At 55.0% G+C, this 19,271-nt stretch carries 19 protein-coding genes and 1 riboswitch; of the genes, 7 read left to right on the forward strand and 12 right to left on the reverse strand.

The features are described 5' to 3' along the window. Positions 1-6: 6 nt before the first annotated feature. The gene (locus TH4_RS09210) at positions 7-831 is read left to right on the forward strand and encodes an MBL fold metallo-hydrolase (protein WP_064780768.1); all 825 of its coding nucleotides are present in this window, start codon (positions 7-9) and stop codon (positions 829-831) included. Between the two features lie 66 nt (positions 832-897). Here the strand turns inward: TH4_RS09210 and TH4_RS09215 are convergent, their stop codons facing one another. The 4 genes from TH4_RS09215 to TH4_RS09230 all read right to left on the reverse strand — a co-directional run bounded on the left by TH4_RS09215 (position 898) and on the right by TH4_RS09230 (position 6,125). Beyond that, positions 898-2,436: an arylsulfatase gene (locus TH4_RS09215; protein ID WP_083997032.1), complete on the reverse strand. Its 1,539-nt coding sequence runs from the start codon at positions 2,434-2,436 to the stop codon at positions 898-900. Positions 2,437-2,617: 181 nt separating this feature from the next. After that, positions 2,618-3,310, reverse strand: a complete 693-nt coding sequence (locus TH4_RS09220) for an OmpA/MotB family protein (RefSeq protein WP_064780769.1) — start codon at positions 3,308-3,310, stop codon at positions 2,618-2,620. 11 nt (positions 3,311-3,321) lie between these two features. Further along, positions 3,322-4,116, reverse strand: coding sequence for a motility protein A (locus TH4_RS09225; protein WP_063090019.1), 795 nt, complete (start codon positions 4,114-4,116; stop codon positions 3,322-3,324). A gap of 296 nt (positions 4,117-4,412) precedes the next feature. Then, positions 4,413-6,125 carry a methyl-accepting chemotaxis protein gene (locus tag TH4_RS09230; RefSeq protein ID WP_083997033.1) on the reverse strand — a complete coding sequence of 571 codons (1,713 nt, stop codon included), beginning with the start codon at positions 6,123-6,125 and terminating at the stop codon, positions 4,413-4,415. 248 nt (positions 6,126-6,373) lie between these two features. Here TH4_RS09230 and TH4_RS09235 point away from each other — a divergent pair, with 248 nt between their 5' ends. The 5 genes from TH4_RS09235 to TH4_RS09255 all read left to right on the forward strand — a co-directional run bounded on the left by TH4_RS09235 (position 6,374) and on the right by TH4_RS09255 (position 9,149). Beyond that, a complete protein-coding gene (locus tag TH4_RS09235; RefSeq protein ID WP_064780770.1) occupies positions 6,374-6,640 on the forward strand; it encodes a hypothetical protein in 267 nt (88 codons plus the stop codon). Between the two features lie 329 nt (positions 6,641-6,969). Then, the gene (locus tag TH4_RS09240) at positions 6,970-7,203 is read left to right on the forward strand and encodes a hypothetical protein (RefSeq protein ID WP_008890909.1); all 234 of its coding nucleotides are present in this window, start codon (positions 6,970-6,972) and stop codon (positions 7,201-7,203) included. 161 nt (positions 7,204-7,364) lie between these two features. Further along, positions 7,365-7,892, forward strand: coding sequence for an adenine phosphoribosyltransferase (locus TH4_RS09245; RefSeq protein ID WP_064780771.1), 528 nt, complete (start codon positions 7,365-7,367; stop codon positions 7,890-7,892). Positions 7,893-8,019: 127 nt separating this feature from the next. After that, complete coding sequence (locus TH4_RS09250) at positions 8,020-8,466, forward strand: hypothetical protein (protein WP_008890907.1); 447 nt, start codon at positions 8,020-8,022, stop codon at positions 8,464-8,466. 122 nt (positions 8,467-8,588) lie between these two features. Further along, positions 8,589-9,149 carry a Panacea domain-containing protein gene (locus tag TH4_RS09255; RefSeq protein WP_083997034.1) on the forward strand — a complete coding sequence of 187 codons (561 nt, stop codon included), beginning with the start codon at positions 8,589-8,591 and terminating at the stop codon, positions 9,147-9,149. A gap of 31 nt (positions 9,150-9,180) precedes the next feature. On the opposite strand, the gene TH4_RS09260 is transcribed toward TH4_RS09255, so the two are convergent. Continuing rightward, the gene (locus TH4_RS09260; RefSeq protein ID WP_064780772.1) at positions 9,181-10,230 is read right to left on the reverse strand and encodes a ChaN family lipoprotein; all 1,050 of its coding nucleotides are present in this window, start codon (positions 10,228-10,230) and stop codon (positions 9,181-9,183) included. A gap of 35 nt (positions 10,231-10,265) precedes the next feature. Continuing rightward, complete coding sequence (locus TH4_RS09265) at positions 10,266-11,420, reverse strand: trans-sulfuration enzyme family protein (protein WP_064781027.1); 1,155 nt, start codon at positions 11,418-11,420, stop codon at positions 10,266-10,268. A gap of 102 nt (positions 11,421-11,522) precedes the next feature. Here TH4_RS09265 and TH4_RS09270 point away from each other — a divergent pair, with 102 nt between their 5' ends. Further along, positions 11,523-12,836 (forward strand): NAD(P)/FAD-dependent oxidoreductase, encoded by a 1,314-nt coding sequence (locus tag TH4_RS09270; protein ID WP_064780773.1) that lies wholly within the window; start codon positions 11,523-11,525, stop codon positions 12,834-12,836. Positions 12,837-12,871: 35 nt separating this feature from the next. On the opposite strand, the gene TH4_RS09275 is transcribed toward TH4_RS09270, so the two are convergent. The 6 genes from TH4_RS09275 to TH4_RS09300 form a co-directional block, all read right to left on the reverse strand. Continuing rightward, positions 12,872-13,723 carry an EamA family transporter gene (locus tag TH4_RS09275; RefSeq protein WP_064780774.1) on the reverse strand — a complete coding sequence of 284 codons (852 nt, stop codon included), beginning with the start codon at positions 13,721-13,723 and terminating at the stop codon, positions 12,872-12,874. Between the two features lie 91 nt (positions 13,724-13,814). After that, a complete protein-coding gene (locus TH4_RS09280) occupies positions 13,815-14,867 on the reverse strand; it encodes an MBL fold metallo-hydrolase (RefSeq protein ID WP_245227802.1) in 1,053 nt (350 codons plus the stop codon). Between the two features lie 210 nt (positions 14,868-15,077). Next, positions 15,078-16,031: an ABC transporter substrate-binding protein gene (locus TH4_RS09285; protein ID WP_063090012.1), complete on the reverse strand. Its 954-nt coding sequence runs from the start codon at positions 16,029-16,031 to the stop codon at positions 15,078-15,080. A 74-nt stretch (positions 16,032-16,105) separates the two neighbouring features. Continuing rightward, positions 16,106-16,918 (reverse strand): ABC transporter permease, encoded by an 813-nt coding sequence (locus tag TH4_RS09290; protein WP_064780776.1) that lies wholly within the window; start codon positions 16,916-16,918, stop codon positions 16,106-16,108. After that, positions 16,915-17,700: an ABC transporter ATP-binding protein gene (locus TH4_RS09295; RefSeq protein WP_083997057.1), complete on the reverse strand. Its 786-nt coding sequence runs from the start codon at positions 17,698-17,700 to the stop codon at positions 16,915-16,917. Before TH4_RS09295 ends, TH4_RS09290 begins: the two co-directional genes overlap by 4 nt. Beyond that, a riboswitch (TPP riboswitch) is annotated at positions 17,691-17,802 on the reverse strand. It overlaps the preceding gene by 10 nt. Before the next feature lie 69 nt (positions 17,803-17,871). Then, positions 17,872-19,227 (reverse strand): CoA transferase, encoded by a 1,356-nt coding sequence (locus TH4_RS09300; RefSeq protein WP_064780777.1) that lies wholly within the window; start codon positions 19,225-19,227, stop codon positions 17,872-17,874. Positions 19,228-19,271 lie beyond the last annotated feature (44 nt).

Below are 19,271 nucleotides of genomic sequence, written 5' to 3' on the forward strand. Positions count from 1 at the left end.
TGGTGAATGGCGATTGAGGTTAAATTTTGGGGCGTTCGTGGAAGCATTGCGTGCCCGTCACCTGATCATGTTGTTTATGGTGGCAATACCAGTTGCATTGAAATGCGTGTCGGTGACGAGGTCCTGATCTTTGATGCCGGGACCGGAATCCGTAATCTTGGCAAGGATCTGATCCGGCGCAATGTCACCCATGCACACATCTTCCTGACCCATACACACTGGGATCATATCAACGGATTTCCGTTCTTTGTGCCGGCCTATAACCCCAACGCGTCCTTCCGTGTCATGGCGGGGCATCTGACCCATCAAGGTGGGGTGGAGCGCGTGTTTTCGGCGCAAATGGCGGACCCGACATTTCCCGTGCCGCTGTCCGCGATGCAATCGAAGCTGACATTTGAGGATTTCAGTGTCGGGGATGAATTGCATCCCGCCGACGGTATCGTAATCAAGACGGCACCCCTGCGTCATCCTAACGGGGCGACGGCGTTTCGTGTCGAGCATGATGGTAATGCGGTGTGTTATGTGACCGACACCGAACATGATCCGGAAACCCCGGACCCGATCATTCTTGATTTCATCGAAGATGCCGATCTGGTGATTTACGATTGCACCTACACCGACGAAGAATTCCCGCAAAAAGTCGGTTGGGGGCACTCGACATGGCAGGAAGGTATTCGCCTGTGCCGGGCCGCCAATGCCAAGCAACTGGCATTGTTCCATCACGATCCGGAACATGATGATGCGGCAATGACCGTTATCGAGCAAAAGGCACGCGCCACCTGGTCAGGAGCCTTTGCCGCCCGCGATGAAATGGTGTTGCACATCGAATAGAGTGTTTTCGCGCAAAAAAGCCCAAGGCCGCGTCCCTGCGATCCTTGCAGGGACGCTAAGCCAGCCTTAGCGTGAATGACCGCTTTGCATGTCCTGGACAATCTCGTCGACATTGACCGTAAAGCTGGCCTGACGTGGGGGGTATTCTTCAAATGACTTGAAGAAATTGTTCACGACGCTAATTGCCGGGGCGAGAGTCCATGTGCGGTTTTCCTGCCATTCATCAAAGCCACGTGCTTCATGGAACCGCTCGAAAGGGTCGAGTTTCAGGTTGGTGATCAATGGGCTGGTCAGGTTGTTGGCCACACCGTTGAACCATTGGTCCTGTTCAGTAAACAGGAATTTCCAGTCGCCATAACGCAAGCCGTGGAACTTCGTTTCCGTGAAATAGAAGAATTCCTTGCGTTTGGTTGGGCCATCCTGGGTCAGGATATCGGTTTGATCATAACCGTCCAGATGGACCCGGTATGTGCGATCACCAATCTTGTGACCATCAAGCAGCTTTTCCTTAAGATCCTTCTCACCGAGCTGCGACATGATGGTCGGTACCCAGTCTTCCATGGTCATGAATTCGCCGGTTGTCGTGCCGGGGGGCACAACACCGGGCCATTTGACCGCCATGGGGACCCTGAACCCGCCTTCATAACCGCCAACACCTTTTTCACCGCGGAACGGCTGGTTGCCGCCATCGGGCCAACTGTTCGATGCTGCGCCATTATCGGTCGAGAACATGACCATTGTGTTGTCTGCCACACCAAGCTCATCAAGAAGGTCAAGGAGCTCGCCGACATCGTCATCAAGCTCTTTCATGCCGTCGGCGTAAAGGCCGTAGCCGGTTACACCGTCATATTCCTGGCTTAGATTGGTGCGGTAATGCATGCGCGTGGTGTTATGCCAGACAAAGAATGGTTTGTCCTCTGACACAGCATCACGAATAAAACGTTTGGACTCTTCGAGGACTTCCTGATCAAGCGTTCGTTGCCGTTCACGCCCGAAATTACCAAGGTCCTCGATGGATTGCATACCGTCTTCCTGATGCAGGGAATGGATAATACCGCGCTGGGCGATGTATTCGGCCACCTTGCTGTTGGTCGGATAGTCGTACTGTTCGACATATTCGCCGGCATTCAGGTGATAAAGAATGCCATAGAATTCGTCGAAGCCATGATTGGTCGGCAGGTGTTCATCGAGGTCGCCGAGGTGGTTCTTGCCGAACTGGCCATTTGCATAGCCCTGTTCGCGCAGCATTTCTGCAAGTGTCGGGTCTTCTTCCTGTAGGCCAATGGGCGATCCCGGGATGCCGACGGTACTAAGTCCGAGACGCATCGGATACTGGCCGGTCAGGAACGCCGCACGACCAGCCGTGCAGGATGCCTGTGCATAATGATCCATGAACAGCATGCCGTCATTGGCGATGCGATCAATATTAGGGGTGCTACCACCCATCATTCCACGGTGATAGGCGCTGATGTTCCACATTCCGACATCATCGCCCCATATGACGAGGATATTCGGGCGCTCGGAAGCTTGATTGGTTTGTGCAATAGCCGCACACGGGAGGATCATCAGGGCAGTCAGGGTTTGAAAAATTCTGAATAGCTTCATTTTCCCACCTTCCTGTTTGACGTGTCAGCGCAGACCAGATGGTCGTCTGACCAAGCCAAAAGAAAAGAAGGCTGAGCTCGGTGATAACCTCAGGATGAATTTTCTTGCCATCTGCGCGCCCTTGAATTGTATTTCCGGGTCGGGTTGGCGTCAAGTTATGGTGGTGTGACAGGGGGACATCTCAGAATACGCGGGAGTATTTCGGGAATACTCGGATTTCAATCCGGCGGTTGGCTTCGCGGTTTTCCGGGATCGGTTCGCCGAAATCATTGCGGTTTGGCAATTTCGGTTTGGTGTCGCCATAAGAAATGGCGCGCATGCGTTTGCTGTCAGGATCAACGCCAAGGGCGGCAAAGAACCGGACAACCGCGATGGCACGACCCGCCGCCAGATCCCAGTTTGTCGGGAACCGCGGTGAATTGATCGGGCTATCGTCGGTATGACCGGAAACTTCGACCTGAAAACCGAGATAGCGCGGTTCTTTCAGAAGATCCCCGACATCCTTGAGAAACAGGACAGCATCATTGGTCAGGTTAGCCGACCCCGGTTGGAAGAACGACGCACTGCCCATTTCCATCAGGATGCCTTCGTCATCGGTCGACACATTGACTGCACTGTCCAACGCCATGTTGAAAACCACATCGCGCAGATCTGTCTCAAGCACCTGTGTCGGGCGGACGACTTCGCGTTTGCCAATCTGTTCGGCAATACCAGCTTGGACCTTTTCAAACATCGGTATTTCGACCTTAGAAAAGCTGACCAGCATGACAAAAAACGCCATCAAAAGGGTGATGGCATCGGCATAGGTGGCAAGCCAATCCTCATTGACCGGTTCTTCTTCCTTGAATTGCAGGCGCCTTTTGCCGCGGGCCATGATCGATCCCCTTACTTCGACGACTTGTCGATATTGAAATGAATGGCCGGATCAAGGAAGGAATTCATCCTGTCCTGAATGGCGCGCGGGCCTTTGCGATCGGCCAGCATGATCAGGCCTTCAGCGATCAGGTAATTGCGAAACCGCATGATTTCCTCGCGCTGCTGGATTTTGCTGGCCGCGGGCAGGAAAAAGAACCGGGCGGCAACAATGCCATACAATGTCGTAATCAGCGCAATCGCAAGACCGGCCCCCAACGAGGTTGGATCATCGGCCATCTTATCAAGCATGATGACAAGGCCGACCAATGTCCCGATCATGCCAAAGGCCGGGGCGGCGGCGGCCATGCTCTTAAGGATAGCAACCGGTACCAGGTTACGGCTAAAGGCGTTATCAATCGCATTGTGAAGCATTTCGGCGGTTTCCTCGCCGTCATAGCCGGTGATGACGACTTCCATCGCCCAGCCAAGAAATGGTTCGTCCTTTCCGACCCGTTCGGCTTCCTGTTCAAGGGCGTTGATGCCCTTTTTCTGCAAAAGATAGCCCCATTTAACTACACGGCCGACTTCGCCGGTCAGTTGGCCACGGCCCATTTGCGGGGCGCGAAAAATCTTGAAAATCAGTCTAAGCGCCAGCAGTACATAGCGCGCCTCATAGGCAATAAATGTCGCGGCCAGCGTGCCGCCAACCACCATCAGTGCACTCGAAAGGCTTAAGAATACCAGATAGTTATCGGTCGAAATAAAGATCGACCCGATAAACAGGCCAAGGCCGACCATAATGCCTAAAATCGTCGTAAACGACATTGTCCCCACAATCCCCCGGGTCGTCGACATGGCGCTTTTCTGTGTCAAAGACACCAGATATTAGAAAAAAGAATATTATTATTTTACGTAAGAATAGGCCCGCATTTCGTTGTTTTGAAGTTAATTTTATTCAATTCAAAGTCGATAATGTCGGCCGGGGGCAGATGCAGGGGGCGTGATCAACGCAACTTCTGGCACAAGTTCGGTTCATCCGATGGCTGCCAAAAACAAAACCGGCGGCAAAACAACTGTCTTGCCGCCGGTCAATGGTGAGCGATTTCAGCGCAGGTTTGTGCCTAGCTGCTGCGGATGTCGGCAAGGAACTGATCGACCTGTGCACGCAGATCGTTGGAAAGCGTCCCAAGTTCTTCGGCAACATCAAGAACCAGATGGGCAGCCTGATCGGTATCGGCGACGGTATTGCTGACCCGTTCGATATTGCTGCTGACTTCCTGGGTGCCGATGGCAGCCTGTTCAACATTCTGCGCGATCTCGTCGGTTGCATCGGATTGTTCGCCAACCGCGGCCGAGATGGTGTTGACCATTTCGGTGATGCGGCTGATCACGTCTGAGATATCCCCGATCGAGCTTACCGTTTTGCCGGTTTCTTCCTGAATGGCCGTGATCTGTTCGGCAATTTCGTTGGTTGCGCGGGCTGTCTGGTTGGCAAGGTTTTTGACCTCTGCCGCGACCACGGCAAAACCTTTGCCTGCTTCGCCCGCACGGGCGGCCTCGATGGTGGCATTGAGCGCCAGAAGGTTTGTCTGACCTGCAATGTCACTGATCAGCTCGACAATTTCACCAATGCGGTTGGCAACTTCCGACAGGCCCTGAACAGTTTCGGACGACTGGGCGGCTTCGCGCGATGCCTCGGCTGCAATCTGGGTTGATTGCTGTGCCTGTTCCCCGATCTGGGAGATTGATTCAGACAGATGGTCGGCGGCATCGGCCACAGTACGGACATTGACCGTTGCTTGTTCGGAGGCGGCGGCAACCGTGGTTGCACTTTTGCTGGCCCGGTCGGCTGAATCGACAAGGCCGCGTGCCGTGGTCTGCATGCGTTCGGCCGAGGCCGAGACCGCACCGACGATTTGCGCAATCACGCCTTCGAAACTGCCGATATGGCGTTCAAGGCTTTGCATGCGTTCTTCACGGCGGCGGGATTCTTCTTTTTGTTCGGCTTCCATCTGTTTTTTGGCAATCGCATTGGTGCGGAAGACATCAACCGATTTCGCCATTTCGCCGATTTCATCCTGGCGCGACAGGGCGTTGATTTCAAAGTTGGTATTGCCATCAGCCAGTGCATTCATGTCGTTGCCCAGATCAGAAAGCGGGCCGGTGACAATGCGTGAAAGCAAAACACGCATACCAATGATGGTGGCAATCGCGATTGCAAGACCACCCAGAACAATACCGATCAGAATGCGGTTGGTTTTTTCCTGTTCGGGTGCGACGGAAAGGCTTGAGGACAGAACGGCGATTACGTCACCGGTGTCGGCCTCCATCGCGCCATGGCAGCTAAAGCAAACTTCGCGATCCGCACCCTTGGTTTCACCCAGCACAATCGGCATCGACAGGCGATAGGTGCCATTATCGGTATAACGGCCAATCATCTTGCCGGTTTCGATGGCCTCGATATCAATTTCGTCGCGCGGGGTTTTAAGCGGCTTCTCGCCGAATTCTTCCATATAGGCCATGGTGGTCGGTCCCCATGCGGACCAGAGTTCGCCCGGATAGTCACCATTGCGGCTGTCAAACCAGTTGTTGAAAACCTGAATGCCGATATCGTCGACATCATTGGGGCGGGCGGCCATCACGTTGACAATCAGCGCATGCAGCGACGTCAGCTCGTTTTCGCTTAGCTGATGAAGCTTTTCATCCATGGCTTTTTCCTCGACCACAGTCATCATCAAAAGCGCAATAATCACAGTAGTAGAGACGCCAAATGCGGACGCCCACATAAAGCGTTTGCGAATGCTCATGGCGTTGAAGGCAGACAGGATGCGCATGGTAACTCCCCGATGGCATAGGCTTCAATAAACCCGACGAAACAGGATGTTTTTTGTTCTGTTTCGCGGGCTTGTGAACCATGCATGATCGCGGAAAAAGTGCTTTGATATGCCTCAAGCGGGGCGAATTGAATTGGTATAGTTCGTATCGTCAAACGGGCTGTTTACAACGTTGCGGGGCTTGCAAGCCCAACGACAAACAGGCATAAGCAGCCCAGCAAAACACATTCGATACACAGGACAATCTGATGACGCTTTCCTATAGCGACACCCGCAAGAAGCTTGATCAGATCACCGCAGAAATGCTGGGACTGATCCGCAAATACGGTCTGGATGCGGCAAGCCCGTTTGACGTGATCGAAGTCGCGCGTGCGAAGATCACCGACCAGAACGACTATATCCGTTTTCTGGAGCTGTCGCTTGAGGGGCGGATATACGGTGAATATGGCGATGCCCTGCAAAAGCAGATTGACGAAGAGGCCAGGCAGACCGAAGCGGCCAAAAAACTGAACTAGGTCCTGAGCCTAGTGCTTTGGGCGCGTCGTTTGCGCATAGATCGAATTTATTTTCGGCCTGTCTTCTGTTTTGAAGGCGGGCCGTTTTTATATGGCTGGTAAGCCGCAAACTGGCACAAATCTTCTAACCTCAGGAAAGGCTGATTTTAGGGCATCGGAAGAATTGGGCAAACTGTCACAAATTCTTCCTGATCTTGTCACCGTGATGCAGTTGAGCGGCCACGAAGTTAGGACTATATGGCTTCTGTAAACGCCGCATCACAAAAATGGATGCGACAAAATTCGATGGGCAAAACCGTCGAAAACCAACGAGCAACAGGATGACTGACATGAAAAAGAGTTACGTCCAGACTCTGATGGAAGTCGAAAAAGTATTCGGTCAGATCAATGACCATGATTATCGCCTTTACCGGGCCGTTTGGGGCAATCGTCAGGCGGCACAAACCGGCTTGCCACGTGGAACACGCGCAGAAATCAGTAAGAAGCTCGCCAATGACTTTGTTGCGGCGGTACCGTCTGTCGCACATATCAACCCGCGTCTGTCCACACCGCACGCGGCTTGACGCGCTTTAAAGCTCAGCTCCGGCAAGGTACGGATGATGGGATGTACCTTGCCAATTCACTCTGTTTCAGGCATCAAGTGACGCCGTATGTGATCTGGCCGTGATAGTCATGGCTTTTGATCTGCGAAGTCGCATTTCCTGATATCTGGCCGGAGTATCCCATGTCGATCAAGTCGTTGATTCGTACCATTCCCGATTACCCGAAAAAGGGCATCATGTTTCGGGATATCACGACGCTGTTCGAGGACCCGTATGGTCTTAGCGAAGTGATCGACAGTTTCGCCGCCGAATTCCAGGACAAAAAGATCGATATGATCGCCGGGATCGAAGCGCGTGGCTTTGTCATCGGTCCGGCGGTTGCCGTCGCCCTTGGTATCGGTTTCGTCACCATCCGCAAGCAGGGCAAGCTCCCGGCTGAAACGGTCGGTGTCGAGTACGAGCTCGAATATGGCACCGACGTCATCGAAATTCACAAGGATGCCGTCAAACCCGGCAGTCGCGTTCTGATCATGGATGATCTGATTGCGACCGGTGGCACCGCCCTTGCTGCGATTGATCTGGTCGAAAAGATCGGGGCAGAGGTCGCAGGCTGCGCCTTCATCATTGATCTGCCTGATCTTGGCGGGGCGCAGAAAATCCGCGATCGCGGTATCGAAGAATTCCACTTGGTCGAATTCGAAGGCGATTAAGACGCTTGGAAACTGATGTGAGGGGCAGGAATTGCGAATTTCCTGCCGTATCACTATATATTCATGTATAATGCATGGGTTGAATTAGGTCTTAGCCCATATCGGGCTTTCGCCAAGGCAGAGGAACATGATCGCACCGGTCCAAAACGCACAGACAGTTTCACAGGTTGGCCAGTATGGCCGACTTGCGCCTGCTGGTGCGCGCGGTGTGGCAACGGCCGACCGGGACAATCAGGTTGAGGCATCGTCTCAGAACTACACCTATGACCCCGATGATGACGGCATTCTGTTTAATGCCTATGTCGATGGCAAAAACAAACGTCAATCGGGGCAGGGCAATCCCGGCGAACAGAAAGACCAGCGCACCGAACAGCGCAACCTGTCAGCTGCCCGTCGCGCAAGTGATCGCGAGGGGGCTGTCGATATGCCCAGCGAGATCGATTTTGCCAGCCTGCTTGATCCGTCGATCCCGTTTGATCTGTCGGCCAATAGCGGTACGTCGTTTTATGCGGTGGTCAATGCAGTGGCCCACGGTGTCGGCGTGCGCGGCAAGCATCTGGATGCGACCGTTTAGGCGGGCCTGCTCATAGGCACTTCAAACCGCTACTTTCCCCGAAAATTTAAAAACCTGATCGGTGATGCTTGTTGGTATCTGCCATAGGTTTTATGATCCTTGGCAACACGTGATCGTATCCCATGACCATCGGGCACAGCATGAAGAACAAGCCGGTTCTTAATACGGTATTTGATGCCGCATTCAGGTTCATTGAGCTCGCACTCAATGACAACGAATATCTGCAGCCGCAAAAACTGCATCGTTTGTTGTATCTGGCGCAGGCCTATTACGGCGCGAACTATCACGGCAACATGCTGATGCCTGCCATCTTTGTGGCAGAGGAATTCGGCCCGGTCGAGCCGAACCTTTATGCCGTGATGGAAGAATCCCGCCCTGATGTGCGGCTGAAATCGGTTGATCCGAAAACCATTCATTTTCTTGAAAGCATCTGGGCGCAGTTTGGTCATCACACGGTCGAACATCTCAGTGTGACCGTGCGCAATCATCCGCCCTTTACCAAGGCCTACAAGGAAGGGATCGGAACGATCATCCCGTTCGACGAACTGGTTGAATTTTATGCCTCGGTCCGCAAAACTGCGACCACGCCCGAGGCCAAGGAAGTCGTGCGCCCGCGTGTCATGCGCTCTCACAAAGGCAAACCGGTTGCGACCACCGACTGGTTGCCGCGCAAGATCAAGTAAGCCGAAAAGCTTGGCTGAACGGGTTTTGGGGTTATTGCCCCATCCCCAGGTTCTCGCACGGATCGCCACGCGCGATATCATTGGTAAACCACATGAAATCGATGTCGTCGGGCGCCCCAAACCGCATGGCGTAATCCTCGATGCTTGACGCGTCCGGGCCGGGATCATCGGCCTCGATCAGGCTGACGACTGCGATATCGCGCGCCTCAAGTTCCGGTTCATAGCGCTGCAAATGCCAGGGGGTGGCAATGCTGTGGCGGACATGCATGGCGCCCGCAATCAGGAAGGCACCATCAATGCCGTCAATATTTGCCGCATCGCTCATTGCACGGGCAAGCGACGCATCGCGGGCAAACTGCACAGCGGAAAAACCACCCAGCATGCTTTCGGGCAACATATTGCAATGCCCCTCGGCGATTTCGACATTGAAGCGATCAAGTATTTCTGTCGGCATATCTGGCAAATCAAGCTTGGCAGCCAGATCATCGGGCAGGGCATCGTTGCCATTGCTGATCATGGGTTTAAGCAGATCATCCGGCAGATTGCCCGCCACCATCATCAAACCGTTGTCGCTTGCAGCCTGCGCAATCGGCGCATAGTCATGCCATGACGGCCAACCGCGATCTTCCCACGCCATCGCCGGTCCGAGTTCCGAAACCGGAAGCGTCTGCCAGCTGTCTTCAAGCGATGCCTGTTGATCACGGGTAAACATTTCCCAGACAATCGCACGTTCACGTTCATCCGACTTGCTGAGTGCATTGACCAGCTGTGCCTGATGATGGTGATGGATGGGATTGTCGTGCTTTTCACCAATCAGGATATATTTGCGACCTGACAGGCGTTCGACCAGCGTATCAAACATGATGTATTCGCCAGCCACCACGTCAAAAATCAAACCCGGCGCCGGGGGCAGGGCATTGACGTCGGTCAGGCTGCCCCGGGGGGTGTTGCTATCATGTGCAACCGTCGGGGCGATGGGAAGGATAGTCGATGCCAGCGCAACCACAGAGACACCGACACTGCGTTTGATGGCACGTGTCCATGATCTGACTGCAATTTGGATCGGCATCGACTTGGGCATCGATCAGTTGATTCCTGATTGAAAACGGATGTGTCTTATTTGCTTAAGCGCAAGGCCGTTTCAAGGTCGTTAACAAGGTCATCACAATCTTCGATCCCGACCGAAAGACGCAGAAGGTCTGCCGGTACCGGGCTGGTCGGGCCTTCGACCGAGGATCGATGTTCGATCAGGCTTTCAACCCCGCCAAGCGATGTCGCGCGTTTAAACAGTTTGCACTGGTTGTGGAAATCAACCGCACGCTTTTCACCGCCCTTGACGCGCAACGACAACATCCCGCCAAAACCGCCTGACATCTGCTTTTTGGCAATGTCATGACCAACATGGCTTTCAAGGCCTGGATACTGAACCTGTTCGATTTCCGGGTGGTTTTCGAAATGCTTGGCAATCGCCATGGCATTGGCACTGGCGCGTTCGACGCGGATTGAAAGGGTGCGCATGCCACGCAGCAAAAGCCACGTTTCAAACACCCCCAGAACCGCACCGCCCGATGCGTGCTGTTTGCAAACACGCTGCCAGAATTCGCTATCCTTGGCCGTGGTCAGGGATCCTGCCAAAACGTCGCTGTGACCATTCAGATATTTGGTCGCCGAATGCATGACGATGTCGGCACCAAAATCAATCGGACGGGTCAGAAGCGGCGTGGCAACAGTGTTGTCAACCACCACAAAGGCACCAGCGGCCTTGGCCAGTTTGGCAACAGCGGCGATATCGGTGATTTGCCAATCCGGGTTGGCCGGGGTTTCAAGCCAGACCAGCTTGGTCTTACCGGCAACGATGTGGTTGTCCCAATCGGCAATATCGGCGTTGTCGACAAAATCAAAGCTCAGTCCGGCACGCACACCACTATCAAGCATGAAGCTGCGCAGGGCCCAATACATTACCTTGGGTGCTACAACATGATCACCCGGGTTCAGCGCATGCAAAACCGCGACGGCGGCCGCCATGCCCGATGCAAACAGGCGGGTTTCAGAACCGCCTTCAAGTTCATTCAGGACCGCACAGGCCTGATCATAGGTCGGGTTGTCTGCGCGCGTATAGCAGCGCCCGTCATGATAGCTCAGGTCCGTGTTGCGTTCGAACGTGGTCGACGGATAAAGCGGCGGTGTAACGGATTTGGTGGCTTCATCGACCCAGCCAAGCGCCTGTGCACTTACGGTGGCGGGGGACTGTTTTTTTGCATGATCAGACATGGTGGCACCTGATTTGGTTGAGATTTGTTGGCGCGCAACATAACGTGGTTCCCGCCACACACCAAATTGAATTGCCACCAAAACTGATCTTTAGGTCCCCACATGAAGAATTATCCGAAAATCACCTTGCCCAAGGAATGCGACGTCGTTGTCATCGGCGGCGGCATTCACGGGTCATCTTGCGCCTATTACCTGACCAGGGCCGGCATGAAAGTCGTGCTTCTGGAAAAGGATACCATCGCGTCACACCAGTCCGGTCGTGCCTGGGGCTTTGTCCGCCAGCAGGGCCGCGATCCGGTTGAACTGCCATTGATGATTGAATGCAACAAGATCTGGCAAGGTCTTGAAAAGGAACTGAATGCCGATCTGGAATGGCGCCAAGGCGGGGTGCTGTTTGTCGCCCGTGATGACAAGGAAATGTCGGAATTCGAAGGCTGGATTAACGAGACAAAACACTTTGGCATCGAAACCCAGGTCCTTGACCCCAAGGGGGTCGAAAAACTGACACCGGGGATCACAACGCCGGGTGTTGGCGGGATCTACACGCCCTCGGACGGGCAGGCCGAGCCGAAAAAGGCCGCCCCGGCAATCGCCAAACGCGCCAGTGAATTGGGTGCTGTGATTGCCGAGGGCTGCGGCGCGCTTTCGATTGAAACAGAGGCCGGGGCGATCAGTTCGGTGGTGTCCGAACAGGGCGAAATCAAATGCAAATACGTCATCTGTGCGGTCGGGGCTGCGACGCATAAATTCGTCGCCAAGTTCGGGCGGCGTTTACCGCAGCAAACCACACGCGGGACCGTGATCCGCACCACACCGGTACCCGATATTTCTGCCGCGGGCACGCTGGCGGCTGGTCTGGCATTCCGTCAACGCGCAGATGGGTCGATGAACATCGCCGATGAATTCATGACCGACATTGATTTGACACTGGGCCGGTTCAAGTATGCCCGCGATTTCATGCCGGGGCTGTTTGATAACTGGGCGACCTTCAAGTTCCACTTTAACAAGCGGTTCTTCGATGATCTGGTGGATCGTATGCCGGGATCAGATGCATCAAGGCACCCCATGATCGGCCGACGCACCAATCAGGCAGAGCCGTATGAGGTGCGGGTTAAAAACGCCATGCGCAATCTGCAGAAGGTCCTGCCACAGATCAAGAAAGTCGGCATCGTTGATACCTGGGCGGGTGACATTGATGTCACCCCGGATGCGGTGCCGGTGATCGATCAGTTCGAAAACCCCAAACACTTCTTTGTCGCATCCGGTTTCTCGGGCCATGGGTTTGCTATGGGGCCGGTGGTTGGCAAGGTGCTGGCCGACTGGATCACCAATGGGCAACCGTCGATCACCTTAAAGGGCATGGAACTTTCAAGGTTCGAAGACGGCACCCGTCGCACGCCGCGGACACGGGTCTGATCGCGTGTTCTGAAACTGAAATCGGGTAGGGGCGGTTACAGGCTGCGCGCCAGACGCAGGATAATCGCCCCGCCCAGCGTCATCATGGTCGAGGACAGCTTCACAAGGTTAAGCTTCTCGCCCATGAAGAACACGCCGATCAAAAGGGCAAAGACAATACCGGTTTCGCGCAGGGCGACCACAAGCGGGATCGGTGCCTGCGTAAAGGCCCACATCACAGTGGCATAGGCGGCAAAGGATGCGGTGCCACCAATTGCAAAGACCCTTTTGCCAGATCGCGCGATATCGGCAAGGATACGCGGGCGCATGAAGGTCACGATCACGGCAAAGATCACAACGTTGCCAATCGTCTGATAGCTGTAATAACCAAGCGCCGTTCCGGCCAGCCTTGCACCGGTGCCATCCACCAGTGAATAGCTGCTGATGAAACAACCGGTAATGATCGCGGCAAGGGCAGCATTGCGGTTACGCATGCCATCGGCTTGTCGCGTTATGCACATGCTGATGATGCCAACCCCGATGATAACAATCGCCAGCCACTCGCTGACATGCAGGGTAACCCCCATGATCAACACGGACACCGCCGCAACAATCAGCGGCGAAGACCCGCGTGCTATCGGATAAACCTGGCTGAGATCGCCCAAGCGATAGGCCAGGATCAGAAACAACTGATAGCCGATATGAAGTCCAAGCGAAGTCAGCAGATAAGGCCAGCTTTCGGGGGCAGGAAGGTCAACAAACGGCAACAGGGTCAGAACAATCGGCGTATGACCCAGCACGATTGCCGTCATGTTCATCAATTTGTCCGAGCCGCCCTTGACCAGTGCATTCCACACGGCATGCATCAGGGCAGCGCCCATTACAGCAAGAAAGACAGTCAAACTCATGGCGGGGCAACCAATGTTACGGTTTTGTGACGTAATCATTGTTGCTTAGCATGCAGTTTGAAAAACCACCAAACCGAACTTGATAGGGCAGCTATGAGCCAGACGCCGTATGCTCGACCTTTTGCGTGGTTGTCGATGCGGGTGCGGCTTTGCCATCAAAGAACCGGGTCGCCCCGATTGGTGGGGCAACGAAATCGCCATCTGCAATTCCGCTTTCCCTGCGGGCCGCGGCCAACCGGACCGGCGGCTCATCCACCGGCTCAGCCGTCAGAACAAACGTGCCCCAATGAATGGCAAGCGCCTGTTTGACGCCCATTTTCTGCATGATCTGAATGGCTTCTTCGGGATTGCAATGTGCATTGCGCATGAAGTCGCGCGGGTCATAGGCCCCGATGGGGATCAGGCCGAAATCAATCCCGCCATGGATTGCACCCATTTCGGTAAACAGGGCGTCGTTCCAGCCGGTATCACCAACAAAATAGAACCGGTAGCCATCACCAAACTCAAGGATATAGCCACCCCACAGCATTTCCTTGCGGTCCTTGGTGGTGCGGCTTGACCAGTGATTGGACGGCACATGGGTGATCTTCAGATCATCGTGATGATGGCTTTCATCCCAATCCAGTTCGACATAGCGATCAGCACGAATGCCCGCCTTTTCGAGAAGTGCACCATTTTTCAGCGGCAAGACATAACGCGGCGCGTTGCCAAGCTGCGTCAGGCTGGCCAGGTCAAAATGGTCATAGTGATTATGTGACAGCAACACCAGATCAAGCTTGGGCAACTGATCAATGCCAAGGCCCGGTCGGGTATAGCGTTTTGGTCCAACGCGTTTGAACGGTGATGCGCGGTCGGAAAACACCGGATCGGTCAGGATATTGAGCCCGCCATACTGTACCAAGACCGTGGCATGCCCGACCCATGTGACTTGCAGGCGTTTGGGATCCGGGTTGTGAATGGCTTCGTGATCAGGTGTTTCGGTGGGGATTTTACCGACCTGATGCTTGGCCTTTGGCCAGTTATCATCACCGAAATAGCGCCGCTTTAAGAAATGCCAGAACGACCGTTTTACCGGATCGGGCAGGGGGTGACGGTTTTCAAAGCCGATATCGGTGTGATGGGCTGGTTTTGTTTGCTGCTGCACGTTTGGGTCCTGGTCCGGTTTGAATGTGGTCGCCATTCTGCATTTTGTACGGGTGACCATAAGGTAACTGGGAATTTGACCTGCGCAAGCGAAAGGCCGGAACGCGGGACACACATTCCGGCCTTTCTTAGCGGTCTGCCCATGCGGGGTGCAGACCAATGCTTTCGCAGTTGCTGGGGCGAGCCTTGCGAAAGCAGGGGGGACTGAATTTTATTCGATCACGGTCGCATAGGTTTCAAGCGCCGGGCTTTCGGTGATCAATCCCTGTTTGACCATGTAATCGGCAAAGCGGGCATAGCGCGCCTTATCAAGGGCTGCCGGACGCAGCGCAAAGCGCGGCAGGGTATCGGCCCATGCCTTGATATTGAGTTCATCATCAAGGTTCGGATAGGCGGCAATAAAGGCCTGCCAGCTGTCATCAGGATGGTTGATCAGGTACTGCACACCTTCTTCAAGGGCGGCCAGCATACGGGCATAACGCGGATCATCGACCTTGTCGTTGCGCACGGTCAGGATCAGTTCGTCATAGGGCGGAACGCCTTCTTCTTCGACATAAAATGCCTTGCCCGGCTTGCCTTCGATTTCCATCTGGTTGAGCTCGAAATTGCGATAGCCGCCAATGATCGCATCGACCTGGCCGGAATACAGCGACGGCGAGAGCGAGAAGTTCACATTGATCAGTTCGACATCATCAATCGAAACCCCATGATTGCCGAGCATCGTGCCCAGAAGCGCATCCTCGAACCCGGCCAGCGAATAACCGATCTTCTTGCCCTTAAGATCGGCGATTTCCTTGATCGGGCCGTCTTCAAGAACGATCAGGCTGTTGAGCGGGGTGGCAACGAGGGTGCCGATACGCGTCAGCGGCAGGCCTTCGGCCGCCTGAACATGCAGTTGCGGCTGATAGTTCACGGCAACATCGCCCTGACCGGCGGCAACAAGGCGCGGCGGGGCGGACGGATCGGATGGTTCGATCAGTTCGACATCCAGATCATGATTGGCAAAGAAGCCCTTTTCCTTGGCAACGATCAGCGGTGCGTGATCGGGGTTCACAAACCAATCAAGAAGTATGACCAGCTTGTCCGCCGCAAAGGCGGTTGAAGACGTTCCAAGAACAAGTGCGCCCAGTGCGGTCGCGGTGATCATGGATTTAAGGCGTGACATGGATGAACCTCCGTAAGATGCGCCAAATAAATAGTGTGAGGATTTAGATCGCTGCCGAACAGGCATGTGGTGTCTTACCGAACCGGTTTCAGGCTGTCGGGTTGCCAGGGCAGGGCCGCGCGCAGCACGCGATCGACAATGAAGTATTGCGTGATCGAAAACGCACACAGGATCAGAAGACAGGCAAAAACCATATCGATCTGAACCCGCGCATTGGCGTGCAGCATCAGATAACCAAGGCCGTGACTGGACCCGACCCATTCGCCAATCACCGCCCCGATCGGGGCAACGGCGGTGGCAACGCGAAAACCCGATGCAAAGGCGGGCAGGGCTGCGGGCAATCGGATATGGGTCAAAAGCCGCCAGCGACTTGCCCCCATGGTGCGCGCCAGATCAAGCCAGCCGGTTTCCGTCCGTGACAGGCCATCGAAAAAGGCGACGGTGACCGGGAAGAAAATGATCAGGGCCGCCATGGCGATTTTGGACGCCAGCCCAAAGCCGAGCCAGAGAACCAGAAGCGGGGCCAATGCAAAGAACGGAATGGCCTGTGAGACCAACAAAATCGGCATCAACCAGAAACGCACCGGCGAAAACAGCGCCATCGGAATAGCGGCCAACGTACCAAGGGCGGCACCGGCAAACAGCCCGATCACGGTTTCGGCAATGGTGTATTTCGCATGATCCAGCAGGACGGCATGACGAGCGATCAAGGTGTGCCAAACGTCAGCTGGCGGTGGCAGCATGTATTTCGGCGCACCGGTAACAATCACCAACAATTGCCAGGTGGCAATCAGCGCAATGATAATAATCAGCGGCCGCGCAAGGATCAGCCAGCGTTGCTCCGACAGTGCATTTTTATTTGTATGAGGATTGTTTTGTGTGCTCATGCCCCGCCCTCCGACCGCTCGGCACCGAGTTGGCCGAGCAGTTCGGCCTGCTGTGCCAGGATCTCGGGATCGGCAATGTTGCGCGGGCTTTGGCCCTTGGGCGTGATGGCGTCTTGCAATTGTGCCGGGCTGCCTGTCAGGACATGGACATGATCGCCAAGGCGCAATGCCTCAAGCGGGTCGTGGGTCACAAGCAACACCGTTTTACCCCGCAGCACACGTGCGGCCAGTTCCTGCAAACGCAGGCGGTTGAGCGGATCAAGGGCGGAAAACGGCTCGTCCATCAAAACGACCGGGCGATCTTCCATCAATGTGCGGGCAAGGGCGGCGCGCTGTTTCATGCCACCAGACAATTCAGCGGGGCGCAGGTTTGCCGCATCACGTAACCCGACTTCGGTCAGTAAATGTGAGGCTTTCTCATAATCGGGTTTTTCGTGGCGTAAAACGGCACCCAGTGCGACATTTTCAAGAACACTGCGCCAGGGCAATAACAGGTCCTGTTGCGCCATATAGGCGACCCGACCGGTAAGTGCGATCTTGTCCGAACAGGTGATGGTGCCGCTAACATCGCCTTCGACGAGGCCTGCGAAATAGCGCAAAAGGGTGCTTTTGCCGACACCGCTTGGACCGAGCAGGCAGGTAAAGCTGCCCGCCTGTAAGGTCAGGTCGAGATCATGGAAAATATCGACGCCGTTGAAAGCCACGCGGGCCGCACGGAGCGCAATATCAAATCTGGTTGGATTGTCTTGCGCCATCTGGGGCGCGTGTTCTGTGCTGCGCATTCGATCCTTCCTACGCCGGTCTTAACCGGTTCAGGTTCAAAGGGTCGTTCGGCAACACCGAACCTCTCAGCCGATTTACGATCGGCCCCCCCGGAGATCAGGGGACTATGCGCAGACAAATCGCTGACGTCAAGTTTTGTAACAGTTCCTGGACTTGATCCTGATCACAGCTTACCAGTGCGCAGCATGAAGATGCAGCTTTCCTGCCGGATGATCCCAGTGATGTGGTGTTCCTGCGATACTGACCGGAAAGGCGATGCGTCGGGCTGGACCCCAGTCTGTGTCTTCCACCTGTAGGGCAATATCGGCATCTGTTTCCGCGGCAATCATGCCAATGCAGTCAGGCGTTGCTGTCTTGCTTAACATATGTGCTGTTCGGGCCAACGAGTGGCGGGCGGTTGTGACCTCGCCATGGGTGGCGCGGCGGATCAGGGCGCGAACCGCACTGGCCGCCATCAAATATCCCGTCGCGTGATCAAGGGCCTGTACCGGAAGCGGTAGGGGCTTTCCCGAACCTGAATGTGTCATCCCCCAATCGGCAACGCCGCAGCTCATCTGCAGAAGGCTGTCAAACCCGCGTCGTTTGGCCCAGGGCCCGGTCCAGCCATAGGCAGACAGCGTCACATCAATCAGTGCCGGGTTAATGGCGCGCAGCGTTTTGGCGTCATACCCCAATCCCGGCAGGGCGTCAGGACGATAGCCATGCAGCAAGATGTCAGCACCGCTAATCAGTTCTTCAAACAGCTTTCGGTCTTCCCGGTCCAGCAGATCAAGTCCCGCGCACCGTTTACCAAGTGTGACTTCGGGAATGACCGCACCTTCGTCCCAGCCCGGCGGATCGATGCGCAACACATCCGCACCATAGGCCGCCAGAAAACGACCGGCGACGGGGCCGGCCAAGATACGGGTCAGATCAAGAACGCGGATGCCACGTAGCGGGCGGGCCGGGTCAATTGACGCGGGGATGACATTGGTGTTTGCGTGCTGGTCCCAGCAGATCAGTGGATCGGTGGCGATGGATATTCCTTGCGGATGTGTCTGCCATTCCTCAAGGCTGTGCATGGTTGCAGCACAGCCATTGGCCGCGACAATTTCGTTTTCAAGCATATCACTTCGCCACTCCCTTACCGCCATCGCCAGATCATCGCGGGTTTGGTAATTGCCCAGAACAGAAAGTGCCGCCGCGCGGTGATGTGGCGCGTTGGTATGTAACCGGATCCACCCGTCACGCGTTTGATAGTCGCCCGCCAGCGGGTCCCAGACGTTTGGCAATGTCCAGCCCTGTGGGCGGATTGTCATACTGAACCATTTCGACGCCAGCCTTTGATCGATCGTTACCGGTGCGCCTGATCCGGTTTCAAGGGCGCGCCAGTTTGAAATCATCGCGGCGGCCATCCCGATACTCGCACAGGCGAGTTCGGTGACTGCGAAATAGGAAGGCAAGGCATCTGTGCCGATTGTTGTGATTGCAGGTGTTTCAGATAGACCAAGGGCATTGGCGATCTGGGGTGTGAACCGGTTGGGCATGATGGCGTTTCCATTCTCAGGGGGCGGAACCAGTAATGATCAAA

It is taken from the genome of Thalassospira tepidiphila MCCC 1A03514 (genome assembly GCF_001662875.1).
In the GTDB taxonomy this organism is placed as follows: Bacteria; Pseudomonadota; Alphaproteobacteria; order Rhodospirillales; family Thalassospiraceae; genus Thalassospira; species Thalassospira tepidiphila.